This window comes from Streptomyces sp. S063 (assembly GCF_002832675.1).
GTDB lineage: Bacteria > Actinomycetota > Actinomycetes > Streptomycetales > Streptomycetaceae > Streptomyces > Streptomyces sindenensis.
This window is the reverse complement of sequence record NZ_CP021707.1, coordinates 5,711,799-5,727,511: the sequence shown is the minus strand read 5'-3', so window position 1 is coordinate 5,727,511 and position 15,713 is coordinate 5,711,799. Positions and strand designations below refer to the sequence as shown.

The 15,713-nt window shown below is 72.1% G+C and carries 17 protein-coding genes; 1 reads left to right on the top strand and 16 read right to left on the bottom strand.

Annotated elements, in window-relative coordinates; all coding sequences use genetic code 11:
* Positions 1-167: 167 nt before the first annotated feature.
* The 14 genes from CCZ36_RS26520 to CCZ36_RS26455 form a co-directional block, all read right to left on the bottom strand.
* Positions 168-1,790 carry a YifB family Mg chelatase-like AAA ATPase gene (locus CCZ36_RS26520; RefSeq protein ID WP_069740213.1) on the bottom strand — a complete coding sequence of 541 codons (1,623 nt, stop codon included), beginning with the start codon at positions 1,788-1,790 and terminating at the stop codon, positions 168-170.
* A complete protein-coding gene (locus CCZ36_RS26515) occupies positions 1,790-2,149 on the bottom strand; it encodes a YraN family protein (protein WP_069740212.1) in 360 nt (119 codons plus the stop codon). The genes CCZ36_RS26520 and CCZ36_RS26515 overlap by 1 nt, the downstream gene beginning before the upstream one ends.
* A gap of 190 nt (positions 2,150-2,339) precedes the next feature.
* Entirely contained in the window at positions 2,340-2,648 is a 309-nt protein-coding gene (locus tag CCZ36_RS26510; RefSeq protein ID WP_003965949.1) for a DUF2469 domain-containing protein, read from the bottom strand.
* A 64-nt stretch (positions 2,649-2,712) separates the two neighbouring features.
* Positions 2,713-3,201, bottom strand: a complete 489-nt coding sequence (locus CCZ36_RS26505; RefSeq protein ID WP_069740211.1) for an NUDIX hydrolase — start codon at positions 3,199-3,201, stop codon at positions 2,713-2,715.
* Positions 3,198-3,953 carry a signal peptidase I gene (lepB, locus tag CCZ36_RS26500; protein ID WP_069740210.1) on the bottom strand — a complete coding sequence of 252 codons (756 nt, stop codon included), beginning with the start codon at positions 3,951-3,953 and terminating at the stop codon, positions 3,198-3,200. Before lepB (CCZ36_RS26500) ends, CCZ36_RS26505 begins: the two co-directional genes overlap by 4 nt.
* 50 nt (positions 3,954-4,003) lie before the next feature.
* Positions 4,004-4,744, bottom strand: a complete 741-nt coding sequence (gene lepB, locus CCZ36_RS26495; protein ID WP_234427939.1) for a signal peptidase I — start codon at positions 4,742-4,744, stop codon at positions 4,004-4,006.
* A 34-nt stretch (positions 4,745-4,778) separates the two neighbouring features.
* On the bottom strand, positions 4,779-5,879 hold the full coding sequence (gene lepB / locus CCZ36_RS26490) for a signal peptidase I (RefSeq protein WP_234427938.1): 1,101 nt from the start codon (positions 5,877-5,879) through the stop codon (positions 4,779-4,781).
* Positions 5,872-6,642, bottom strand: coding sequence for a signal peptidase I (lepB, locus tag CCZ36_RS26485; RefSeq protein ID WP_128818711.1), 771 nt, complete (start codon positions 6,640-6,642; stop codon positions 5,872-5,874). Before lepB (CCZ36_RS26485) ends, lepB (CCZ36_RS26490) begins: the two co-directional genes overlap by 8 nt.
* Positions 6,643-6,708: 66 nt before the next feature.
* On the bottom strand, positions 6,709-7,059 hold the full coding sequence (rplS, locus tag CCZ36_RS26480; protein ID WP_006127901.1) for a 50S ribosomal protein L19: 351 nt from the start codon (positions 7,057-7,059) through the stop codon (positions 6,709-6,711).
* Positions 7,060-7,190: 131 nt separating this feature from the next.
* Positions 7,191-8,012: a tRNA (guanosine(37)-N1)-methyltransferase TrmD gene (gene trmD / locus CCZ36_RS26475; RefSeq protein ID WP_128818710.1), complete on the bottom strand. Its 822-nt coding sequence runs from the start codon at positions 8,010-8,012 to the stop codon at positions 7,191-7,193.
* The gene (gene rimM / locus CCZ36_RS26470) at positions 8,012-8,608 is read right to left on the bottom strand and encodes a ribosome maturation factor RimM (RefSeq protein WP_069740207.1); all 597 of its coding nucleotides are present in this window, start codon (positions 8,606-8,608) and stop codon (positions 8,012-8,014) included. The genes trmD and rimM overlap by 1 nt, the downstream gene beginning before the upstream one ends.
* A 118-nt stretch (positions 8,609-8,726) precedes the next feature.
* Positions 8,727-8,966, bottom strand: coding sequence for an RNA-binding protein (locus CCZ36_RS26465; RefSeq protein WP_003965959.1), 240 nt, complete (start codon positions 8,964-8,966; stop codon positions 8,727-8,729).
* Between the two features lie 2 nt (positions 8,967-8,968).
* Entirely contained in the window at positions 8,969-9,409 is a 441-nt protein-coding gene (rpsP, locus tag CCZ36_RS26460; RefSeq protein WP_069740206.1) for a 30S ribosomal protein S16, read from the bottom strand.
* Positions 9,410-9,566: 157 nt separating this feature from the next.
* Complete coding sequence (locus CCZ36_RS26455; protein ID WP_003965961.1) at positions 9,567-10,160, bottom strand: hypothetical protein; 594 nt, start codon at positions 10,158-10,160, stop codon at positions 9,567-9,569.
* A gap of 452 nt (positions 10,161-10,612) precedes the next feature.
* Here CCZ36_RS26455 and CCZ36_RS26450 point away from each other — a divergent pair, with 452 nt between their 5' ends.
* Entirely contained in the window at positions 10,613-11,497 is an 885-nt protein-coding gene (locus CCZ36_RS26450) for a methyltransferase domain-containing protein (protein WP_128818709.1), read from the top strand.
* 60 nt (positions 11,498-11,557) lie between these two features.
* Here CCZ36_RS26450 and ffh read toward each other — a convergent pair whose 3' ends face one another.
* Together ffh and CCZ36_RS26440 are read right to left on the bottom strand one after the other, a co-directional pair.
* The gene (ffh, locus tag CCZ36_RS26445) at positions 11,558-13,111 is read right to left on the bottom strand and encodes a signal recognition particle protein (RefSeq protein ID WP_069740204.1); all 1,554 of its coding nucleotides are present in this window, start codon (positions 13,109-13,111) and stop codon (positions 11,558-11,560) included.
* A 131-nt stretch (positions 13,112-13,242) separates the two neighbouring features.
* Entirely contained in the window at positions 13,243-15,702 is a 2,460-nt protein-coding gene (locus CCZ36_RS26440; RefSeq protein WP_128818708.1) for a [protein-PII] uridylyltransferase, read from the bottom strand.
* Positions 15,703-15,713 lie beyond the last annotated feature (11 nt).

The window sequence follows — 15,713 nt, the reverse complement described above, 5'->3', positions numbered from 1 at the left end:
CCGCCCCCGGCCCCGGCCGCCGTCATGCTCCCCGTCGGATCCGTACCCGCGATCGAGCCCGCGGCCGGGGCCCGGGCCACGCTCCCGGTCAAAGCCGCACTCCGGGGCGAAGCCGGGCTCACCGCCGCCCCCGGGCCCTGGGCCCGCCCCGAGCACCCGCTCCCCCGTCACCGCTTCCCCGCCCCCATCGGCACCCCGCGCTGGATGCCCGTCCGTAGCTCCAGGGCGACCGCCACGTCCGAGGCGTCCGGGCGGTCTGCGCCCCGTAGGTCCGCCACCGTCCAGGCCACCCTCAGCACGCGGTCGAGGCCCCTGGCGGTGAGGATGCCGCGCTCCAGATCCCGTTCCGCCGCCGCCAGCGCCCCCGGGGCCACCAGCAGGCGGGTTCGCAGCTCGTGGCCCGAGACCTCGCTGTTCGTGGTCCACGGGGTGCCGGCCAGCCGCTCCGCCGCCCGCGCCCTGGCGTCCCGTACCCGTGCGGCGACGACCGCCGTCGACTCGCCCCGGCCGCCCTGGCCCAGGAGGTCCGCGCGGTCGACCGGCTCCACCTCGACCCGTAGGTCCACCCGGTCGAGCAGGGGGCCGGACAGCCGCGCCTGGTAGCGGCGCACCACCGAGGGCGGGCACTCGCAGCCCGCGCCGGTGAGCGTGTGCCGCCCGCAGGGGCACGGGTTGGCGGCCAGCACCATCAGGAAGCGGGCGGGCAGCCGCACCACCCCCGCCGCCCGCGCGACCACCACATGGCCCGACTCCAGCGGCTGGCGCAGCGCGTCCAGGGCCTTGCCCGAGAACTCGGGGGCCTCGTCGAGGAAGAGCACGCCTCGGTGGGCCAGGGAGACCGCCCCCGGCCTCGGAATTCCGTTGCCACCGCCCACCAGGGACTGCATGGTCGCCGAGTGGTGCGGGGCGCAGTAGGGCGCCCGGGAGACGAGCGGTTCACTCGGGGGGAGGATGCCCGCCACGGAGTGGACCGCCGTCACTTCGAGGGATTCCTGCCGGGTCAGCGGTGGCAGTACCGCCGGCAGCCGCTCGGCCAGCATGGTCTTGCCCGCGCCCGGCGGACCTGAGAGGAGCAAGTGGTGTCCGCCGGCCGCGGCCACCTCCAACGCCTGGCGCGGGCGCAGTTGTCCCGCGACGTCCGCCAGGTCCGGCAGGTGCCCGTCGCCCCGGGCCGCGGCCGGTGCGAGCCCCGTACCGAGGCCGGTGCCGGGGATCATGAGCCCGGCCAGCATGGCGTCGGGGCGCCCCTGGCCGCCGTTGGGCTCATCGGGCACCGGTTCGTCGCACAGGACGGCGATGAGCTGGCGCAGGCTCCGGACGCCGAGGACCGAGATCCCGGGCACCAGGGCCGCCTCCCCGGCCGTCTGCTCGGGGACGACGACCTGCTCGTACCCCGCTTCGGCCGCGGCGAGGACCGCGGGCAGCACGCCCCGTACCGGACGCACCCGGCCGTCCAGGCCCAGTTCGCCGATCATCACCAGGTCGGCGATCGTCGCCGGGTCGATCCGCTCCGCCGCGCCGAGCACGGCGCACGCCACGGCGAGATCGAAACCCGAACCGCTTTTCGGGACGGAGGCCGGAGAGAGTCCGACCGTGAGCTTCTTCTGCGGCCACTCGGCCCCGGAATTGACGACGGCCGCCCGCACCCGGTCCCGGCTCTCCACCAGGCTCTTGTCCGGCAGCCCGACCAGGGTGAAGGCCGCGACCCCCGGCTCCAGGTCCGCCTGGACCTCCACCACCACGCCCTCGACGCCGACCAGCGCCACGGAACACGCGCGTGCGAACCCCATCAGGACACCCCCCTGGCATGCTCCGTGACCGGGGCCCCGCGCCGGGGCACGATCACCCCGACCAGATCGATGCGGACCCCGCCCGGCGGTGGCCCGCCGTACCGCTCCAGCCAGATCTCGGCGAGCCGTCGCAGCCGGTCCGCCTTGGCCGGGCCGACCGCGGCCATGGGATGTTCGAACCCGTCCGACCTGCGCGTCTTCACCTCACAGAAGACCAGCGCATCCCCGTCCCTGGCCACGATGTCGATCTCGCCGGCGCGACAGCGCCAGTTCCGCCCGACCACCGTCATCCCGGATTCCGTCAGCAGCCGCGCCGCCAGATCTTCGCCGTACCGCCCGAGTGCCCCCCGTGCGTTCATATCGGCACCACCTCCGGCACCGACTGTGACCCGGCCCGCCGAAAGATGTGGATCTTGGTGGACAACTCCGCGGATGTGGAAAACCCGGCCACCCACACGAGTGACCGGGCTTTTCCGTACGACGTGCGGCGTCGGACGACACCGTGCGACGCGCGTTTCGGCGGCCCCGGCTCCAGGGGGCCGCCTGGGGTCAGCCTCCCGGGAGTTCCAGATCGCTCTTGTTGAGCTCTTCGATGTTGACGTCCTTGAAGGTCAGCACGCGGACCTGCTTGACGAACCTGGCAGGCCGGTACATGTCCCAGACCCAGGCGTCCGCCATGGACACCTCGAAGAAAACCTCACCCTGGACGGAGTGCACCTGCATCTCGTAGTCGTTGGTGAGGTAGAAGCGCCGTTCGGTCTCGATCACATATTTGAACAGACCGACGACATCGCGGTACTCCCGGTAGAGCTTCAGCTCCATCTCGGTCTCGTACTTCTCGAGGTCCTCGGCGCTCATGGCATGTTTCCCCTTCAGCCGTGCGTGCCCCCATTGTGCGTCAGCCTTCGGCGCCCCTGGACGATTAGACGATTTCGGGGGCCAGAACCAGCGGATCACGCGGGGGACCCTCGTCGAGGAGCGTGCGCAGCAGCTCGGCGAGTCTGGTCGGGTACACCGTCTCACGCGTCGCGAGCAGTTCGGCGGAAGTCCACCACCTCAGACCGGCGACGCTGCGCAGCTCCAGGTCGGTGAGGCCCTGCGGGACGGTGGCGGTCTGCGCCGTACGGGCCAGGTAGTACCACTCGTCCTGGTCCCAGCGGCGCCCGTCGAACGGGAACGAGCAGATCCGGGTCCAGAGCAGCGGGCCCAGCTCGATGTCCGTGATCCCGGTCTCCTCGGCGAGCTCCCGGCGGGCCGCCTGCTCCCGGGTCTCGTCACCCTCCAGCCCGCCGCCCGGGGTGAACCACCAGGTGTCGGCCGGATCGTCCGGCTCATGGCCGTGCAGCAGCAGGACGCGGTCGTCGGGGTCCAGCAGGACCACGCGGGCGACCTTGCGGGCTCCGGAGGTCACCGGGCCCCTCGGGCAGACGTCTTCCGGCGGCCCAGGCGCGCCGCCACGGGGCCGTACACCGCCCCGCCGAGGATCAGAGCGGCCCCCACCAGGATCGCGCCCAGCTGGAACGGCAGGGGCCCCGCGGCGGACACCCCGCCGGGCAGCGCGGCGAACGAGGAGGGCCGGTCGATCATGCCGTCCATCGGCCAGGCCACCGCGTCCACCCGGGCCTGCACGGCGCTCAGCGGTACGGAGCCCTGGCCGGCCTCCTGGAGGTGGACCCGGGAGTCCAGGGAGGTGGCCCGTTCGTCACCGAGCAGGAAAATCTTGCCCCGCGGCACAGTGGCGGAGAACTCCTGGGGCGAGGCGGGGGCCTTCCCGCCGGCGGCCGTCGGGCCCTGGTCGACGTACGGCTCGTCGACGGGGGTCCCGTTGACGGTGAGGCGGCCGTCCTTGTCGCAGCAGGCCACCTCGTCGCCGCCGACCCCGACCACGCGCTTCACCATCGGTGTGGCGGCCCAGACCTCGTCGGTGAAGACGACCACGTCACCACGTCGGACGTCGGCCCCGTCTATCCGCTCGGCGAGCACCCGGTCGCCGGGGTTCACCGTCGGGGCCATGGAGTCGGTCGGGATCGTGTACGGCTGGTAGACCACTGCCGCCCAGGCGAAACCGCCGAGGAAGAGCACACAGCCGACGGCCACGGCGAGGCCCGACAGCATGGCGCCGAGCCGGCCGCGGCCGTCTTCCTTGCTTCCTGTACCGCTCATCCCAGCGCTCCCCCGTCGGAGATCGACAATCGCTGATCCGAGTCGGCACCCTACCCGGCGGTACGCGGGGCGGTCAGCCTCCGGCGGCGCCACAACACGAGGGGCACCGCTCCGGCTACACCCAGTGCCGCCGGCGCCATCGCGACAGCCGTGTTCAGACCCTGCTGGTCGAAGGTGTCGGGGACCGGAAGGGTCGCCCAGCGACCCAGCGGCCAGGCGACGACGACGGCGCGGCCGACGACTTCGTCGTTGGAGACCGTGCCCTGCCCCGGGAGCTCCTGGTGGTAGCGCGAGTCCAGGGAGTTCTGCCGGTGGTCGCCCATGACGAAGATCCGGCCCTCGGGCACCTTGATCGGGCCGAAGGGCTTGTCGTTGCACGGGGTGTTGCCCGGGAAGATGAACGACTTCTCGTCCAGGCTCTTCCCGTTGACCGTGACCGGGCCGTTCTCCTTGCACTCCACGGTGTCGCCGCCGACCGCGATGACCCGCTTGATCAGGTCCTTCTCCTCGGAGGACGGCATCAGGCCGATGAAGCTCAGGAACTTCTGCACCGCGTTGGGCTCCGGGGTCACGGTGTCCTCCAGCCAGCCGCCCGGGTCGTGGAACACCACGACCTCGCCGCGCTCCGGCTCCGAGCCGAACCACGGGGTCAGCTTGTCGACCAGCACCCGGTCGCCCCGCTGCAGCGTGTTCTGCATGGAGTCCGAGGGGATCGAGAACGCCTGTACCAGGAACGTCTTGATCAGCAGCGCCAGGATCAGGGCGATACCGACGAGCAGCGGCAGTTCCACCCAGAAGGAACGCTGCTTCTTGGCCTTCGGAGGCTCACCGCCGCCCGGGGCGTCGCCCTCGCCCTCCGGCGGGACCGCCGCCCCACCCGCGGGAGACTCGTCGCGCTCCGGCCGGTCCTCGGGTTCGTCGTGTCCGGATCGTGCGCCGACCGCCAAATCCCCCACATCCACTCCTCAATACGTGCCACTGCCCGCGCCCCATCAGACGCAGGCCCACCACTCCCATAACGAGCGGGAGTTCCGCAGGGGTCGGGAGCCGGACCATTCCATCGCGATCCGGAGGTGCCAGACTATTCGACGGTGCCCCGGCCGCCGCCCTCGATGCGCGCGAGTCCGGGACCGCGCGGAAGGCCTCGCGCTCCTCCAGAGTGCTCCAGTGGCCGAACGGCCAGGCGATCACGACGGCTCGCCCCACGACCTCCTCCTCGGCGACCGTGCCCCGGTCGGGTTCGTCGAGGTGGAAGCGGGAGTCGGCGGAGTCGGACCGGTGGTCCCCCATCACGAAGAGCCGCCCCTCGGGGACCTTCACCTCGAACGAGATGGTCGAGGGCCGGTCGTCGGGGTGGAGGTACGTCTCGGCCAGCGGTACGCCGTTGACGGTGACCCGGCCGTCCTCGCCGCAGCATTTCACGGTGTCACCGCCGACCGCGATGACCCGCTTGATCAGATCCTGCTCGCCGTCGGACGGCAGCAGCCCGATGAAGGTCAGCAGTTCGGTGGCCTGCTTGACGCCGATCGGCGGGTCTTTCTTCTGCCCGGGGTTCTCCTGCTGGAGCCAGCCGCCGGGGTCCTTGAAGACCACGACGTCGCCGCGTTGCGGCTCGGACCCGAACCACGGGGTCAGTTTGTCGACGAGCACCCGGTCGCCGATCCGGATGGTCTGTTCCATCGACCCGGACGGGATGACGAACGCCTGGACCAGGAACGTCTTCAGGACGAGCGCGATCAGCAGCGCCACGACGACGAGGACGGGTATCTCCTTCACCGCGGACCTGCGGCGCTTGCGCCGGACCTTCCTGGCGAGCTTGCGGCGCTCCGCCCGGGTGGGCAGCGAGCGCGGCCCGGTCGGCCTGGTCCCGGTCGGCAGGGACGCGCGGGGGTCTGATGCCCCGCGCGGGCGTCCGCGGTTACCCATGCGCCGCGCCAGGTGCCCGCACGTCACCGAAGGCGCCGGTCCCGGTCAGCGAGCCGATCCGGGCGGGCGGCCAGCCCAGCCAGTCCACGCGGCCGGTCACCCGCTCGACGGGGACCATCCCGCCGCCGGGCGATCCGAGGCGGTCACGGGAGTCGCTGGAGCGGCTGCGGTGGTCGCCCATCATCCAGAGGGTGCCGGCGGACACCACGATGTCGAAGGGCGCCCGGGAAGCGGTGTCACCGGGGTACAGATAGGGCTCGTCCACGACGGTGCCGTTGACCGCGAGTCTCCCCTTCGCGTCGCAGCACACGACCCGGTCGCCGCCCACGCCCACCACCCGCTTCACGAAGTCGGTGTCGGCGGGCTCCGCGAGCCCGAGGGAGGCCGCCGCCCCGCGCGCCAGCCCGGCCAGCGGGTTCGCGTCGAGGTTCTCCCGTACGAACGACCCTCTCCCGTCGAAGACCACCACGTCGCCGCGCTGCGGCTCGGCGCCGAAACGGTATGCCAGCTTGTTCACGAGGACCCGGTCACCGACCCGCAGCGTGGGCTCCATCGAGCCGCTGGGGATCAGGAAGGGCTGGACGACGTAGGAGCTGAACAGCAGCAGGGCGACGGTGGCCAGGACCGCCCCGGTGAGCACCCGACGCCAGGACAGGGCGGAGGCGAGGCGGGCCCGCATACGCGAAAAGCGCGACCTCTCCCCGGCCCCCGCGTCGGGTTCCGAGGAGCGGTCGCGCTCCGAGTGCTGTGCTTGCGTGTCCATCGCCGCCGAAGCTTATCCGGCCGGGCTGTGGACGGGTCACCCGCAGGGGGATGACCGGGCGGCAGCTCAGTTGTCGCGCTTCTCCTTGATCTTCGCGGCCTTGCCGCGCAGCTCACGGAGGAAGTACAGCTTGGCGCGACGGACGTCACCGCGGGTGACGAGCTCGATCTTCTCGAAGATCGGGCTGTGCACCGGGAAGGTGCGCTCGACGCCGACGGAGAACGAGACCTTGCGGACCGTGAAGGTCTCGCTGACGCCCGCGCCCTGGCGGCGGATGACAACACCCTTGAACTGCTGGATACGGGAGCGGTTGCCCTCGATCACGCGCACGTGGACGTTGACGGTGTCACCGGGGCGGAACGCCGGGACGTCGGACCGCAGGGTGGCGGCATTGACGTCATCGAGCAGGGAAGCCATGGTTTCTGCTTTCTTCGCCGATGCCACAGGTCATCGACGGGAAGGTCGTTGAAGAGTTCGGGATGCTGATCGCGTCGGGCGGGCGTCTTTCCCCCTGTGGCAGGGGCGCACGCCGGACGGACAGCAGCGGCCTATTCTTCCACGACGGTGGGCCTGCGCCAAAATCGGCCGCCGAGCTCCGGTGCGAAGCCGAGGATGGAGAGGATCTCGCGGTCCTTCTTGTCGAAGGCGCTCGCCTCGCACCGCTCGATCAGATCGGGCCGGTTGAGGGCGGTACGGGCGAAGGCCTGGTCGCGCCGCCAGCGCGCGATCTTCCCGTGGTGGCCGGTGAGCAGGACGTCCGGGATGGACCGGCCGCGCCACTCGGGCGGTTTGGTGTAGACGGGCCCCTCCAGGAGGTTGGCCATCGCGCCCGGGGCGAAGGAGTCGTCCCGGTGGGATTCGGCGTTGCCGAGGACACCGGGCAGCAGTCGGGCGACCGCCTCCGTGATGACCAGGACGGCCGCTTCCCCGCCGGCCAGCACGTAGTCCCCGATGGAGACCTCGACGACCCGCACCCGGGTGGCGTACTCGTCGATCACCCGGCGGTCGATGCCCTCGTACCGGGCCGGGGTGAAGAGCAGCCAGGGCTCGGCGGAGAGTTCGACGGCCAGCTCCTGGGTGAACGACCGGCCGCTGGGCGTGGGCACGACGAGGACCGGGGAGTGTGCCCCGGCCTCGTAGCCGTCGGCCAGGGACTCGTCCAGGGCCTCGCCCCAGGGCTCGGTCTTCATGACCATGCCGGGCCCGCCGCCGTAGGGGGTGTCGTCGACCGTGTTGTGCCGGTCGTACGTCCACTGCCGCAGGTCATGGACGTGGACGTCCAGCACGCCGCGGGCGCGGGCCTTGCCGACGAGGGAGACGTTCAGCGGTTCCAGGTACTCCGGGAAGATCGTGACGACGTCGAGCCGCATCAGGCGTCGCCCTTCGGCGTCCCGGCCGCGTCGCCGGAGGCCGCCTCGCCGGTCTCCTCGTCGCGGGAGGAGGCGATCACGGCCTCGTTCTCGTCGATCAGACCGGGCGGCGGGGTGATCACCGCGCGCTGTTCCTCCAGGTCGATCTCGGTGACGATCTCCTCGACGAAGGGGATCATCACCTCGCTGCCGTCGGGACGCTCCACGATGAACAGGTCCTGCGAGGGCAGGTGGGAGATCTCGGTGATCCGGCCGATCCCGGTGCCGTCGGCGAGCACCACGTCGAGGTCGATCAGCTGGTGGTCGTAGAACTCGTCCTCTTCCTCGGGCAGTTCGTCCGGGTCCACCTCGGCGATCAGGAGGGTGTTGCGGAGAGCCTCGGCGGCGCTGCGGTCGCGTACGCCCTCGAAGCGCAGCAGGAGCCGGCCGCTGTGGACCCGGCCGGCCTCGACGGTCAACGGGCCCGTCGCCGCCGGTTCGGTGGCCAGGACGGCGCCGGGGCCGAGCCGCAGCTCCGGCTCGTCCGTTCGTACCTCGACGGTGACCTCGCCCTTGATGCCGTGGGCGCGGCCGATCCGCGCGACTACCAACTGCACGCTGTTCTCCGATTGATGGGGTGCGGACGGGGAGGGGGAGACGTCCGGGTGGCCGACGACAAAGGCCGGGGACGGCCCGAAGGCCCTCCCCGGCCCTGGCCGGTGTTCAACTCGCTGATCAGCGAACCTGGTCCACATCGACGAGGTCGACGCGGATACCGCGGCCGCCGATCGCACCCACGACCGTACGCAGGGCGCGGGCGGTGCGGCCGTTACGGCCGATCACCTTGCCGAGGTCGTCGGGGTGGACCCGGACCTCCAGCACGCGCCCGCGACGCAGGGTGCGCTCGGCAACCTGCACGTCGTCGGGGTTGTCGACGATGCCCTTCACGAGGTGCTCGAGAGCCTCCTCGAGCATGCTCAGGCCTCGGTCGACTCGGTGGACTCGGCAGCGTCAGCCGCCTCGTCCGCCTTCTTGTCGGACTTCTTGGCCTTGGGGGTGATGGCCTCACCCTTGGCCTCGTCGCCGTCCGCGGACAGCGCCTCGAACAGCGCGCGCTTGTCAGCCTTGGGCTCCGGCTGCAGCAGCGGCGCGGGGGCCGGGAGGCCCTTGTGGGCCTGCCAGTCACCGGTGAGCTTCAGGATCGCGAGAACCGGCTCGGTCGGCTGGGCGCCGACGGACAGCCAGTAACGCGCGCGCTCCGAGTTGACCTCGATGCGCGAGGGGTTCTGCACCGGGTGGTACAGGCCGATCTCCTCGATGGCCCGGCCGTCACGGCGGGTACGGGAGTCGGCGACGATGATGCGGTAGTGAGGCGAACGGATCTTGCCCAGACGCTTCAGCTTGATCTTGACTGCCACGGAAGTGGTGTCTCCTGGTCTCTGACGTGGTTGGGCACAACGAAGATGCCACGTGGGGTTGCGGTACTCGTGTGCCCGATGGACGCGTCAGCCGGAGGAGAGAGGGGTCCTGTGCGACTGTCGAGTACAGCTAGCCATTGTGCCACACCACATCGGCTCACCCCACCGCGACCGCCGCTTCCGGGATCCGGAACGGCTTGCCGCAGCCGCCGCAGACGATCGGCGCCTGCGCCAGGACCGACGGGACGACGCGGACGTTGCGTCCGCAGTCGCAGACGGCCTTGACCCGCACGCCGCCCCCGGAGGAACCGTGCCGGGCGGCAGGTCCGCGGAAGGAGCGCTTGGTGTCGGCGGCGGTGGCGACGGTGTGCGCCTTGAGGGCGCGCTGCAGCCGTTCGGTGGTCGGACGGTACCGGCGCTTGGCTTCCGGATTCAGCGTGACCAGCGAGAATCCGCTGCTGGGGTGGGGTTCCTCGGCATGATCGAGGCCCAGCTCCTCGGCGATCGCGAGGAAGCGTCGGTTGTGGTAGCGGCCGGCGCGGGAGGTGTCTCGGACTCCTCTCGCGGCGGCGATGCCGTGGACTGCCTCGTGGAGCAGTCGCTCGAAGGAGAGCTCGGCGCCACAGGCGGACGAGGACTCTCCGATCAGGGACTCGGGCGCGGCTAGATCGGGCAGCTCGGGGTGGTACCGCTGAATGTCGGCCCACGCCTGTGCCAGCTCTGCGGCAAGTACAGGTGGTGTCGTGCTCACGTCGTGACAACGAGCCCGAGTGCCGTGGTGTTCCTATTCCGGGGCATCCCAAATAATTTGCACGTACCAGTCAGTTGCCCTTGATGCGTCCGGACGAGGGCGGGTACGCAGAACTGCGGAGAAGACGCACAGCTCGCACCAAGGTGGTGCACAGCGTGCGGTGCGCCCGGCGGCCGCGGCCGTCAGGTGCGCGGGCGGCGCGCGGCCCTGACGAATCCGCCCGGAAGACTACCCTCCTCTCCGCTCGACGTGCCCGGCGCGGGGTGTCGGGTAAGACTGGTCGGAGAGCAGACGTGGGACGGGGCGCACGACCGGGGCACGCAAGCACTGCTCCACAACCCCTGGACGGAACGGCGGATGCGCAGTTCTCTGGCTACGGGGTGCGGAACACTCGCACACGGGGGACGTCCACTCGGGCACGACCGACCTCTTGGCGGATTGGGGCACTTTCCATGACACCAACGCTCGTCCGGAACCAGCTGGGCGCGGACGCCTCCACGCCGGCGGACGCCGGTACCCGCGCACGCGACTGGGCCGAGATCCAGGAACGCATGCTCGCGCCGCTCTACGAGGCGGTGTACGACCGGATGGAGATCGGGGCGTCCACCCGGATGCTGTCCCTCGGCTGCGGTTCGGGCCTCGCGATGCTCGTCGCGGCGGCCCGGGGAGCGCATGTCACGGGTGTGGACTCCGACCGGGAGCGCCTGGCGCTGGCCCGCGCGCGGCTGCTGCCCGACGCCGGCTGGGACGATGCGCCCGCGCACTCCCCGCACCCGGCACGCCGCCGGGCCCGGCTCGTGGCGGACGGGGGTCCCGCACCCGCCGGCGCGGACGGCGCTCCGTACAACCTGATCACGGTCTTCGAGCCGATCGGCTGCGTGGCCGGGGACTCCGAGGGGCTGGTGCCGGCGCTGCGCTCGGCCGTGCCGCTGGCCGTCCGGGGCGCGGCGGTGGTGCTGACCGGCTGGGGCCCGCCGGAGCGCTGCGCCACGGCCGCGGTGCTTCAGGTGGCCGCCCGCCTCGCGGACACCGCGCGTCCGCCGCGTACGGAGCCGGGCAGGTGGCGGCCGACGCTACGGGACGATCTGGAGGACGTGGCGGCGCGGGCCGGGCTGAAGCCGGACGGCTCGGGACGAGTGTCCTGCCCGTTCGGTTACGCGGACGTGGGCAGCGCGGTGCGCGGGCTGCTGTCCACCGGGCTCTTCGACGCCGCCGTACGGGCCACGGACCGCTCCCAGGTGGAGAAGGAGGTCGCGGAAGCCCTCCATCCGTACCGGCGGGAGGACGGCACGGTGTGGATGCCGAACGTCTTCCGCTATCTGGTCTGTGTGACCTGACTGCCGAACGCGTAAGGGGCGCCCTTGAGAGGGGGCGCCCCTTACCCGTGCCGTGGTTGCTTACATGAACTTCTTGAACTCGTCCGGGAGCTCGAAGTCCTTGGCGCCGTCCTGGGAGGGCAGCCCGAACGCGCCGCCCTGGGCCGCCGCCTGCTCACGGCGGGCCGCCGCGGCCTGCTCCTCGGCCTTGCGCTTCATCGGGTTGCCGCTCTTGCGCTTGCCCTTGGCCTGCTTGACCTGCTTCTTCTGCCGGCCGGGACCGCCGCCCATGCCGGGCATCCCCGGCATCCCGGGCATGCCGCCGCCCTGGGCCATCTTCGACATCATCTTGCGGGCCTCGAAGAAGCGCTCCACCAGGCTCTTGACCGCGGAGACCTCGACGCCCGAACCCTTGGCGATACGGGCCCGGCGCGAACCGTTGATGATCGTCGGCTCGGCGCGCTCCTTGGGCGTCATCGACTTGATGATCGCGGCGGTGCGGTCGATGTCGCGCTCGTCGATGTTGTTGATCTGGTCCTTGATCTGCCCCATGCCGGGCAGCATGCCGAGCAGCTTGGAGATGGAGCCCATCTTGCGGACCTGCTCCATCTGGGCCAGGAAGTCGTCGAGGGTGAAGTCCTTCCCACCCTTGCTCGACTGGAGCTTCGAGGCCATTTTGGCGGCCTCTTCCTGGCTGAACGTCTTCTCCGCCTGCTCGATCAGCGTGAGCAGGTCACCCATGTCGAGGATGCGGGAGGCCATCCGGTCCGGGTGGAACGCGTCGAAGTCCTCCAGCTTCTCGCCGTTCGACGCGAACATGATCTGCTTGCCCGTGACGTGGGCGATCGACAGGGCCGCACCACCGCGGGCGTCGCCGTCGAGCTTGGAGAGGACCACGCCGTCGAAGCCGACGCCGTCGCGGAAGGCCTCGGCGGTGTTGACCGCGTCCTGACCGATCATCGCGTCGACGACGAAGAGGATCTCGTCGGGGCTGACGGCGTCGCGGATGTCCGCGGCCTGCCGCATCAGCTCCTGGTCGATGCCGAGGCGGCCGGCGGTGTCGACGATGACGATGTCGTGGACCTTGGCCTTGGCGAACTCGATGGAGTCCTTGGCGACCTGGACCGGGTCGCCGACGCCGTTGCCCGGCTCGGGGGCGTACACCGCGACGCCGGCGCGCTCGGCGACGACGCTCAGCTGGTTGACGGCGTTGGGGCGCTGGAGGTCACAGGCGACGAGCAGCGGGGAGTGGCCCTGGCCCTTGAGCCAGAGGCCGAGCTTTCCGGCCAGCGTCGTCTTACCGGCGCCCTGGAGACCGGCGAGCATGATCACGGTGGGCGCGGTCTTGGCGAACCGCAGCCGCCGGGTCTCGCCGCCGAGGATGGCGACGAGCTCCTCGTTGACGATCTTGACGACCTGCTGGGCGGGGTTCAGCGCCTGGGAGACCTCGACGCCGCGCGCCCGCTCCTTGACGTTGGCGATGAAGGCCCGGACCACGGGCAGGGCGACGTCGGCTTCCAGCAGGGCGATACGGATCTCGCGTGCCGTGGCGTCGATGTCCGCCTCGGACAAGCGGCCCTTGCCCCTGAGGTTCTTGAAAGTCGCGCTAAGGCGGTCGGAGAGAGTATCGAACACGGCGCTCGTCGGTCCTCAGGGTCGGGGGCGGGGCAGGTCAGTCGCCCTCCAGGGTATCCGCCCCCCGGAGAACACCAAGCCCTCGCCCGGATCCGGTGCCGGGCGAGGGCCGTGCGGAGGCGTCCTCCGCGTCAGCCGAGGGCCTTCTCGACCTCCCGGGCGACCTCCGAGGCCCGGGCCGGGGAGAGAGGTTCGCCGTCGGTCCCGGTGACGTAGAAGGCGTCCACGGCGTTGGCGCCGAGTGTGGAGACATGGGCGCTCCGCACGCGTACCGCGCTCTCTTCCAGGGCGTTGCCGATGCGGTGCAGCAGCCCCGGGGCGTCCTGGGCGCGGACCTCGATGACGGTGGCGCGCCGGGAGCCCGCGGCGGCCACGGTGACCCGGGGCGGCGGAGCCTTGACGCCTCGCCTGCGCGGATAGGCGGCCTCGCGCTCGGCGAGGCGGGCCCGGATGTCCAGCGAGCCGTCCAGGGCGCGTACGAGGTCGGCGCGGAGGCGGGCGGCCTGCGGGAGGGATCCGTACTCGGCGGCGACCCGCCAGCTGAGCAGCAGCAGGTCCGCGCGCTCCCCCACCTCGTTGGGCAGCTCCACCGCGCGCAGATCGGCGGCGCGCACGGTGAGGCGGTGCAGGGCGAGGACTCCCGCGGCGGCGGGCAGGACGCCGGGGCGGTCGGGCAGGGCGATGAGGAGTTCGACGCCGACGGGTTCCACTTCGCCGTCCCCGGCGGGCTCCTCGGGCTGGGTGTGCAGGGCGAGGACGGGTTCGCCGGTGCGCAGGGCCTCGATGGCGAGGCGTTCGTGCTCGGCGCTGGGGGCCTCGTCGTCGGGCTCCTCGGGGAACTCCCCGGCGAGCACGGCTCCGACCCGTTTGACCAGGTCGGCGACGAGGGAGGCCCGCCAGGCGGACCAGGCGGCCGGGCCGGTGGCCAGCGCGTCGGCCTCGGTGAGCGCGTGCAGCAGCTCCAGGGTGGAAGAGCTGGAGACGGCCCCGGCGACGGCCTGGACGGTGGCGGGGTCGTCGAGGTCGCGCCGGGTGGCGGTGTCGACGAGCAGCAGATGGTGGCGCACGAGGGTGGCGACGACGCCCACGTCGTGCTGGTCGAAGCCGATCCGGGTGGCCATGTCCCGGGCGATGACCTCACCGGCGACGGAGTGGTCGCCGGGCCAGCCCTTGCCGATGTCGTGCAGGAGGGCGGCGACCAGGAGGAGGTCGGGGCGGTGGACGCGGCGGGTGAGGGAGGCGGCGCGGACGGCGGTCTCCACGAGGTGCCGGTCGACGGTCCAGGTGTGGACGGGGTTGCGCTGGGGGCGGCAGTGGACGCGTTCCCAGTCGGGCAGCAGCCGGGTGATGATCCCTTCCGCTTCGAGCGCCTCCCAGACGCCGACGGTGGCTTCGCCCGCGCCGAGCAGGGTGACCAGTTCCTCGCGGGCCTCGGGGGGCCACGGGACCGGCAGCGGCCGGGCGGTGGCCGCCAGATGGCGTACGAGGTGGCGGGAGAGCGGGAGTCCGGCCTCGGCGGCGGCCGCGGCGGCGCGCAGAGTGAGGACGGGGTCGCGTTCGGGACGGGCGGCGCGGGCGAGGACCACCTCGCCGTCCGCTTCCACCACGCCGTCGGCGAGCGGGGTGCGCTCGGGGGCGGGTCTGCCGCCGAGGCCGCCGCTGAGCAGGGCGCGGAGCCTGGGGCGTGCGGAGCGGGCGCGCAGGACCCGGTCGACCTCGCGCCAGGTGACGTCGGTGGCGTACGCGACCGTCCGCGCGGCCTCGTAGACCTGGCGCAGCAGGGCGTCGGCGTCGAGGAGGCCGAGGGCGGCGGCGACCTGGTCCTGTTCCTGGAGGGCGAGGCGGTCGGTGGCGCGCCCGGTGGTGAGGTGGAGGGCGTCGCGGGCGTCGAGGAGGGTGCGGCGGGCCTCGGCGAGTCCTTCGCGGGGCGCGTCGGCGACCCAGGAGGCGGCGACCGCGCGCAGGGCGGTGGCGTCACGGAGGCCGCCGCGGGCCTCCTTGAGGTCGGGTTCCAGGAGGAACTGGAGCTCGCCGGCCCGCTCCGCGCGTTCCTGGCAGAGCTCGTGGAGGGCGGGCAGGCGCTTGGGGGCCTGGTTGCGCCAGTCGGCGAGGATCGCGGTGCGCAGGGAGGCGACGAGCCCGAGGTCTCCGGCGACCGGGCGGGCGTCCAGCAGGCCGAGCTGGACCTTGAGGTCCTCCCCCGCCGTCTTCCGGGCTTCGCCGGGGGTGCGGACGGAGTGGTCGAGGGCCAGGCCCAGATCCCAGACCGGATACCAGACGGCGTCGGCGAGGGCGGCGACGGCGGCCGCGTCGGCGCTGCCGTCGTGCAGGAGGAGCAGGTCGAGGTCGCTGCGTGGGGAGAGCTCACCGCGGCCGTAGCCGCCGACGGCGACGAGGGCGGCGCCGCGTACCCCGGCCCGGGTCGCGGCGGCGGTGAACAGGGCGGTGAGCCAGTCGTCGGTGAGGCGGGCGAGGGCCGCACGGCGCGGCGGCCCGGACCGCGCCTCCTGCTGGAGGAGGCGCAGCCGGGCCGCCGCGTAGCCGCTGGGTCCCGAGCCTTCGGTTTCGGTGGTCACTTCGGTACTCGTCACCCAGCTGCCTT

What these genes read in the sequence shown, in the direction of transcription:
- CCZ36_RS26520 (WP_069740213.1), bottom strand. Translation starts at nt 1,790, where the DNA reads ATGGGGTTCGCACGCGCGTGTTCCGTGGCGCTGGTCGGCGTCGAGGGC.
- CCZ36_RS26515 (WP_069740212.1), bottom strand. Translation starts at nt 2,149, where the DNA reads ATGAACGCACGGGGGGCACTCGGGCGGTACGGCGAAGATCTGGCGGCG.
- CCZ36_RS26510 (WP_003965949.1), bottom strand. Translation starts at nt 2,648, where the DNA reads ATGAGCGCCGAGGACCTCGAGAAGTACGAGACCGAGATGGAGCTGAAG.
- lepB (WP_069740210.1), bottom strand. Translation starts at nt 3,953, where the DNA reads ATGAGCGGTACAGGAAGCAAGGAAGACGGCCGCGGCCGGCTCGGCGCC.
- lepB (WP_234427938.1), bottom strand. Translation starts at nt 5,879, where the DNA reads ATGGGTAACCGCGGACGCCCGCGCGGGGCATCAGACCCCCGCGCGTCC.
- lepB (WP_128818711.1), bottom strand. Translation starts at nt 6,642, where the DNA reads ATGGACACGCAAGCACAGCACTCGGAGCGCGACCGCTCCTCGGAACCC.
- rplS (WP_006127901.1), bottom strand. Translation starts at nt 7,059, where the DNA reads ATGGCTTCCCTGCTCGATGACGTCAATGCCGCCACCCTGCGGTCCGAC.
- trmD (WP_128818710.1), bottom strand. Translation starts at nt 8,012, where the DNA reads ATGCGGCTCGACGTCGTCACGATCTTCCCGGAGTACCTGGAACCGCTG.
- CCZ36_RS26465 (WP_003965959.1), bottom strand. Translation starts at nt 8,966, where the DNA reads ATGCTCGAGGAGGCTCTCGAGCACCTCGTGAAGGGCATCGTCGACAAC.
- CCZ36_RS26450 (WP_128818709.1), top strand. Translation starts at nt 10,613, where the DNA reads ATGACACCAACGCTCGTCCGGAACCAGCTGGGCGCGGACGCCTCCACG.